The sequence below is a fragment of the Williamwhitmania taraxaci genome (assembly GCF_900096565.1).
Taxonomy (GTDB): Bacteria; Bacteroidota; Bacteroidia; order Bacteroidales; family Williamwhitmaniaceae; genus Williamwhitmania; species Williamwhitmania taraxaci.
In genome coordinates, this window is the sequence record NZ_FMYP01000050.1 from 23,705 (window position 1) to 29,794 (window position 6,090).

Consider the following 6,090-nt stretch of genomic DNA (forward strand, 5'->3'; position numbering starts at 1 on the left):
TACTATTGGCTAGCAACAGTGCATGGCACAAGTGTTACAGCGGGCTAGTTCTCCTTTTAAACGCTTATCGACTAACTCGTCTACCCGTTCGCGCAGCGGTTCGATCGATATCTTCTGAATTACGTCGTGGGCAAAGCCGAACATTTGTAGCAAGCGAGCTTCCCGCATGCCAATTCCTCTTGTCCTCATATAAAATAACGCCTCTTCGTCCATTTGTCCTACGGTGGCACCATGGCTACACTTTACATCGTCGGCATAAATCTCCAGTTGCGGCTTGGTATACATGCGAGCATCGTCGGTGAGCAACAGGTTGTTATTCGATTGAAAGGCCAGCGTTTTTTGAGCATTTGGTCGAACCAGAATACGGCCATTGAAGGCTGCCGTTCCCATGTCGTCAATAATATTCTTGAAGAGTTCGTTGCTCGTGCAATTCGGTACTGCATGATCGACAAAGGAGTAGTTGTCTACATGTTGAGTTTTATCGACGAGCGAAAGTCCATAGATGTGATTTTCGCCTCCTTCGCCGTTGAATTTTACATTTATATTGTTTCGGATAATTCCTCCGTGCAGAGCAATTGTGTTCGTGTTTACAACGCTTTTTGCCTCTTGTTGTATGTAAATATTCATCAAGTGGTTGGAGCCATTGTGTTCATTCTGCATTCGGATGTATTCCAAGTTGGAGCCCACCCCTGCATAAATTTCTGTGGCTGCATTGGTGAGAAAATTCTGTGGACTAAGCGTATGGTCGCAAACAACCAATTTGACTTGGCTATTTTCTTCCAGAATTATCATATTGCGTGGCTGCACCAATATTGCCTCATCCGAAATCAATATGTTAATAATCTGGATTGGTTTTTCAATAGCCACAGAGCGCGGTACGTAAAGAAATATGCCATCTTGAGCGAACGCCGTATTTAGGGCAACCAGACCTTCGTCGGAAACATCGGCGTATTTACCGTAGTGTTTCTTTACAATTTCAGGATATTGGATAGCCGCCTCGGCCAAACTTCCCATGATAACACCATTGGGAAGGACCTCAAGTTTGTTCAGTCCAAAGTAAAAGCCATTTACAACAAGGAGAGTGTCGGTATCGAGCGAAGGTACGTCGCATTTGAAAATATCCTCGACGCTAAACTCTATTTTTTTTGGGGCAAAATACTTCTCATACTCTTTCTCGAAAAGACTAGAGATGTTGGTGTATTTATACTTTTCCGACTTTCTTCCTGGTAGTCCAATGATGTTGAAACTTTCAATGGCGTCGGTGCGTGCCGCATTCATAAACTCTGGCATTCCCTCCTTGAGCATATCGAGATTTGCTAGGTAGAGATTGACAAAATCGGCGGTAATTTTATTTTCTGATACTTTTCCAGTCATAACCCTTACGGTTTTACAGTGGGTTACTCATCCCCGTTCTTAATCCAGTCGTAGCCCTTCTCTTCGAGTTCGAGAGCAAGCTCTTTTCCAGCCGATTTCACAATCCGTCCGTTGTAGAGAATGTGAACATAGTCTGGTACGATATAGTCGAGCAAACGTTGATAGTGCGTAATTACAATTGTTGCATTTTCCGAAGTCTTGAGTTTGGTAACGCCGGTAGCCACAATGCGCAATGCGTCAATGTCGAGGCCGGAATCGGTTTCGTCCAGTATTGAAAGCATGGGCTCGAGGAGCGCCATCTGGAAAATTTCGTTTTTCTTTTTCTCTCCACCGGAAAAACCTTCGTTTACGGCGCGATTGGTGAGCTTGGAGTCGATCTCTACGATTTGGCTTTTCTGGCGCATCGTTTTCAGAAACTCTGAGGCCGAAAGAGGCTCAAGTCCTTTATACTTGCGGTGCTCGTTGAGCGCAGCGCGCATAAAGTTTACCATGCTCACGCCCGGGATCTCAACAGGATATTGGAATCCAAGAAAAATACCTTCGCGAGAGCGATTCTCTGGGGCCATCTCTAGTAAATTCTTTCCATTGAAAGTAACGTCACCAGCGGTGACTTCAAACACTTCGCGCCCAGCGAGAACTGATGCTAGCGTGCTTTTTCCCGAACCGTTTGGGCCCATTATCGCGTGAACCTCTCCGGCCTTAACCTCGAGATTGATTCCCTTTAAGATTTCCTTGCCGTTAATGTTGGCGTGAAGGTTTTTGATTGTAAGCATTTCAAAAAAGGTTTAAAAAGGAACTAAAAGGAGTTATTTCAGAAGTTATTTCAGAAGTTAGAATACCCTAACTGTTCTGTGAAATTGCCTTACAGTAGTTGTTAAGCAAATAACTAACCTCGATTAACGCACTTGTTGCCTCCTTTGCTGTTTTATCATCAATATAATTGAGGTCTTTTGAAAGAATGATGTAATAACGACACTCTTCAATTGAACCCTGAGCAATATTATAAAATCTCAACTTGTCCAGTCTGCCTTTCTTTTTATACCCTTCTGCAATATTTGCAGGGATTGAAATGGACGCTCTTCTAAACTGAGATGTTAAGCCAAATTGTTCTTGTTTAGGATTGTTGGATGTTATCTCATAAGCTTTCAATACAAAAGAATGTGCTTTTTGCCAAACAAGTAAATCTTCAAAACTCTTTGTCTTTCGATTTAGTTCATCCATTGCTATTCCTCTAACTTCGTATACTTCTGAAATAACTGCATCTAACTTCCTCTATCCTACACTTCCCTCCAAGCTAATTTGTAGCAACTTTTGGGCTTCTACGGCAAACTCCATCGGGAGTTGGTTTAGAACCTCCTTGGCATATCCGTTTACAATTAACCCTATGGCATCTTCAGTGGAGATTCCGCGTTGGTTGCAGTAGAATATTTGGTCCTCTCCAATTTTGGAGGTAGTAGCCTCGTGCTCCACCACTGAACTTTTGTTCTCCACTTCAATGTAAGGGAATGTATGGGCACCGCACTTATCGCCAAGCAAGAGCGAGTCGCACTGAGAGAAGTTTCTAACATTTTCGGCATTCTTGAGAACCTTTACCAATCCACGATAGCTGTTTTGGCTAAAACCGGCAGATATACCTTTGGATACTACGCGGCTCTTGGAGTTTTTGCCAATATGAATCATCTTAGTGCCGGTATCGGCTTGCTGGTAATTATTGGTAACGGCTACCGAGTAAAACTCGGCGTAGGTATTGTCACCCTTGAGAATACAGCTGGGATATTTCCATGTTATCGCCGAGCCGGTTTCTACCTGTGTCCACGAAAGTTTTGCATTATCGCCCTTGCAGATGCCACGCTTGGTTACAAAATTGTAAATTCCACCTTTACCGTTTTTATCACCGGGATACCAGTTCTGAACGGTGGAGTATTTTACCTCTGCATCCTTCATGACCACAATTTCTACGATGGCTGCATGGAGTTGGTTTGTATCGCGTCTAGGAGCGGTGCATCCTTCTAGGTAGCTGACGTATGCTCCCTCTTCAGCAATAATGAGTGTGCGCTCAAATTGTCCTGTGTTTTCGGCATTTATGCGGAAGTAGGTAGACAGTTCCATTGGGCAGCGAACTCCCTTTGGAATATAGCAGAATGATCCGTCGCTAAAAACGGCAGAGTTGAGCGTTGCAAAAAAGTTATCGGAGTATGGTACCACTGAGCCCATGTATTTCTTGACCAAGTCGGGGAATTCCCTCACTGCTTCGCTAAATGAGCAGAAAATAATTCCCTTTTCAGCAAGTGCCTCGCGGAAGGTGGTTTTTACGGAAATACTATCCATAACCGCATCTACTGCAACGCCGGTGAGATGCTTTTGCTCTTCGAGTGGAATGCCCAGCTTGTTGAATGTTTCAATAAGTTCGGGATCAACCTCGTCTAAACTTGCCAGCGAGGCCTTTTGCTTAGGGGCTGAATAGTATATTACCTCCTGATAGTCGATTTCCGGAATTGTTAAGTTGGCCCACTCCGGCATCTTCATGGTAAGCCAGTGGCGGTATGCCTTGAGCCTAAAGTCGAGCAGCCATTCAGGCTCACCCTTCTTACCGGAGATTATTCGAACTACATCTTCGCTAAGCCCTTTTGCAATCGTTTCATTCTCAATATCAGTAACAAATCCGTATTTGTAATCGCTTTCAGTTACCTCGTTAAGGATTTTATCCTGTTCATTTGCCATACCTCAAATGCGTAAATCAATTGTGTGCAAAGGATAACAATGGTTAGCAGTATAAGTTTACACCGTTGTGCTCATTTTTATCCTTCGCTATATTTAATCTAAATTAACGGGACAAAGATAGCAGCAATTTTATTTTTTAATAGATAGAGGTTGAAAAAAACACCAACATAAATGGCACCATTTAGGTAGACAATAAAATGGAGGAGAGAGGCCAAAGTGTAATCCCAAGCCAAATACGGAGAAACCGTAAAAAATCACCTCTGTGTAAATACAAATAAATGGAGCCAACCAGATTTCCCGTCCAAACCCTTATCTTTGCAAAAAAAATTCATGGCAGAGAAGAGAAAGAGAACGGAGATTTCGACACTGGGAGAATTTGGTCTTATTGAGCACCTAACCAAGGGTTTTAAATCTTTACAGAAATCGACGATGAAGGGTGTGGGAGATGATGCTGCTGTAATTGCCGTTGGTGAGAAGTTAATGGTAGTTACTACCGATCTGCTCCTAGAAGGAATTCACTTCGACCTAACCTATACTCCGCTTCAGCACCTTGGGTATAAGGCAGTGGTGGTAAACCTTTCGGATGTGTATGCTATGAATGCCACTCCAACTCAAATTACTGTTTCTATTGGGGTTTCGGCCAAGTTAGCCGTCGAAGACCTCGATGAACTCTATGCCGGGATTCAAATGGCTTGTGAGCATTACGGTGTAGATATGGTAGGAGGGGACACTTCCGCCTCTTTGACGGGCTTGACAATAAGCATCACAGCTATAGGCGAAGCGCCAAAGGAATCGATAACATACCGCTCAGGAGCCCAAGTAAATGATCTTATCTGCCTTTCGGGAGACCTCGGTGCCGCCCTTATGGGCCTTCAAATCCTCGAACGGGAAAAGCAAGTTTTTCAGCAAACTGGGTTGGAACAACCTCAACTGGAAGGATATGATTACGTGTTGAAGCGTATTTTAAAGCCTGAGGCACGCGTGGGAACAATAGAAATGCTTAAGGAGGCCGGTATAAAGCCAACCTCAATGATAGATATATCGGATGGACTGTCATCGGAGTTGCGACATATATGCAAGGAAAGTGGTGTGGGCTGTCGGGTTTATTTGGAAAAGATACCTATTGCTGCCGAAACCTTTAAGGTTTGTGAGGAGCTCAATTTTGATGCGGTAACTGCAGCGCTTAATGGGGGCGAAGATTACGAGATGCTCTTTACCATTCGCCAAGAAGACGTTGAGAAAATCCATGGGCTTTCGGGAGTCGATGTGATTGGTCACATAACGGGCGCCTCAACCGGAGCATTTCTCGTTACTCCCGATGGAAGGGATATTGAGTTGCAGGCCCAGGGTTGGGTTGATTGCTAATCAAAAAAACAAGCTTCCACTAAAAGTGTGTCTCTAAACATTGGTTTTTTTCTCAATAGAAAGCGATGTAAAGGGCCCCTGTCTGTAATTGGCATAGATGAAACTAATGACAATTTAGGGTTTTTAAACCCAGCCAAAACCAGTATCTTAGACAAGGTATATGGTGTAAACCAGTAACGATGATCACTATTAATAACCTCGCGATTCTTAATTGCTCCAATAAAATTCTCAGACCTAAACGCGTTAGGCACAGTAATAACAATACTTTTTATATAAGGGCCATACTTCTGATGAATACTCTGTAAAAACAATACTGGATTGTTTACGTGCTCTAAAATTTCACCCAGAAAAATAATATCCCAGCTGGATGAAATAATCTCTGGTAATAAATTTTGGTTCAGCAGATCGTTATAATAAACGTTCTGATATGCATATTTCTCTTTCAACAAGTCAATGCCTGCCTCGTTTATGTCTATGCCAATACATTTGTTTGCTGCATCAGAAATACACTTGTGCATCCAAGTGCCTTTAGTTATTTTATCACTACTGTCCGACAAAAAGATTCCAGTTGAAACGTTAGTTGAATAAAAATAAGGGGCTACTCCCCGAAGGTTTCACCCCGATGTTGTA

At 43.1% G+C, this 6,090-nt stretch carries 6 protein-coding genes; 1 reads left to right on the top strand and 5 read right to left on the bottom strand.

The window, feature by feature from the left end; all coding sequences use genetic code 11:
- Nucleotides 1–9: 9 nt before the first annotated feature.
- The 4 genes from sufD to sufB form a co-directional block, all read right to left on the bottom strand.
- The gene (gene sufD / locus BLS65_RS12470) at nt 10–1,374 is read right to left on the bottom strand and encodes a Fe-S cluster assembly protein SufD (protein WP_092439502.1); all 1,365 of its coding nucleotides are present in this window, start codon (nt 1,372–1,374) and stop codon (nt 10–12) included.
- Between the two features lie 23 nt (nt 1,375–1,397).
- Entirely contained in the window at nt 1,398–2,147 is a 750-nt protein-coding gene (sufC, locus tag BLS65_RS12475) for a Fe-S cluster assembly ATPase SufC (RefSeq protein WP_092439503.1), read from the bottom strand.
- A 67-nt stretch (nt 2,148–2,214) separates the two neighbouring features.
- Entirely contained in the window at nt 2,215–2,595 is a 381-nt protein-coding gene (locus BLS65_RS12480; RefSeq protein ID WP_092439505.1) for a four helix bundle protein, read from the bottom strand.
- Between the two features lie 51 nt (nt 2,596–2,646).
- A complete protein-coding gene (sufB, locus tag BLS65_RS12485; RefSeq protein WP_092439506.1) occupies nt 2,647–4,095 on the bottom strand; it encodes a Fe-S cluster assembly protein SufB in 1,449 nt (482 codons plus the stop codon).
- A 330-nt stretch (nt 4,096–4,425) separates the two neighbouring features.
- Between sufB and thiL the strand changes: the two genes are divergently transcribed.
- Nucleotides 4,426–5,460 (top strand): thiamine-phosphate kinase, encoded by a 1,035-nt coding sequence (gene thiL / locus BLS65_RS12490; RefSeq protein WP_092439508.1) that lies wholly within the window; start codon nt 4,426–4,428, stop codon nt 5,458–5,460.
- On the opposite strand, the gene BLS65_RS12495 is transcribed toward thiL, so the two are convergent.
- Nucleotides 5,457–6,017 carry a class I SAM-dependent methyltransferase gene (locus BLS65_RS12495; protein ID WP_125869861.1) on the bottom strand — a complete coding sequence of 187 codons (561 nt, stop codon included), beginning with the start codon at nt 6,015–6,017 and terminating at the stop codon, nt 5,457–5,459. The genes thiL and BLS65_RS12495 overlap by 4 nt on opposite strands.
- Nucleotides 6,018–6,090: the final 73 nt, after the last annotated feature.

Bases quoted from the DNA above. Each gene is read 5' to 3' on its own strand.
- sufD (WP_092439502.1), bottom strand. From the start codon at position 1,374: ATGACTGGAAAAGTATCAGAAAATAAAATTACCGCCGATTTTGTCAAT.
- sufC (WP_092439503.1), bottom strand. From the start codon at position 2,147: ATGCTTACAATCAAAAACCTTCACGCCAACATTAACGGCAAGGAAATC.
- BLS65_RS12480 (WP_092439505.1), bottom strand. From the start codon at position 2,595: ATGGATGAACTAAATCGAAAGACAAAGAGTTTTGAAGATTTACTTGTT.
- sufB (WP_092439506.1), bottom strand. From the start codon at position 4,095: ATGGCAAATGAACAGGATAAAATCCTTAACGAGGTAACTGAAAGCGAT.
- thiL (WP_092439508.1), top strand. From the start codon at position 4,426: ATGGCAGAGAAGAGAAAGAGAACGGAGATTTCGACACTGGGAGAATTT.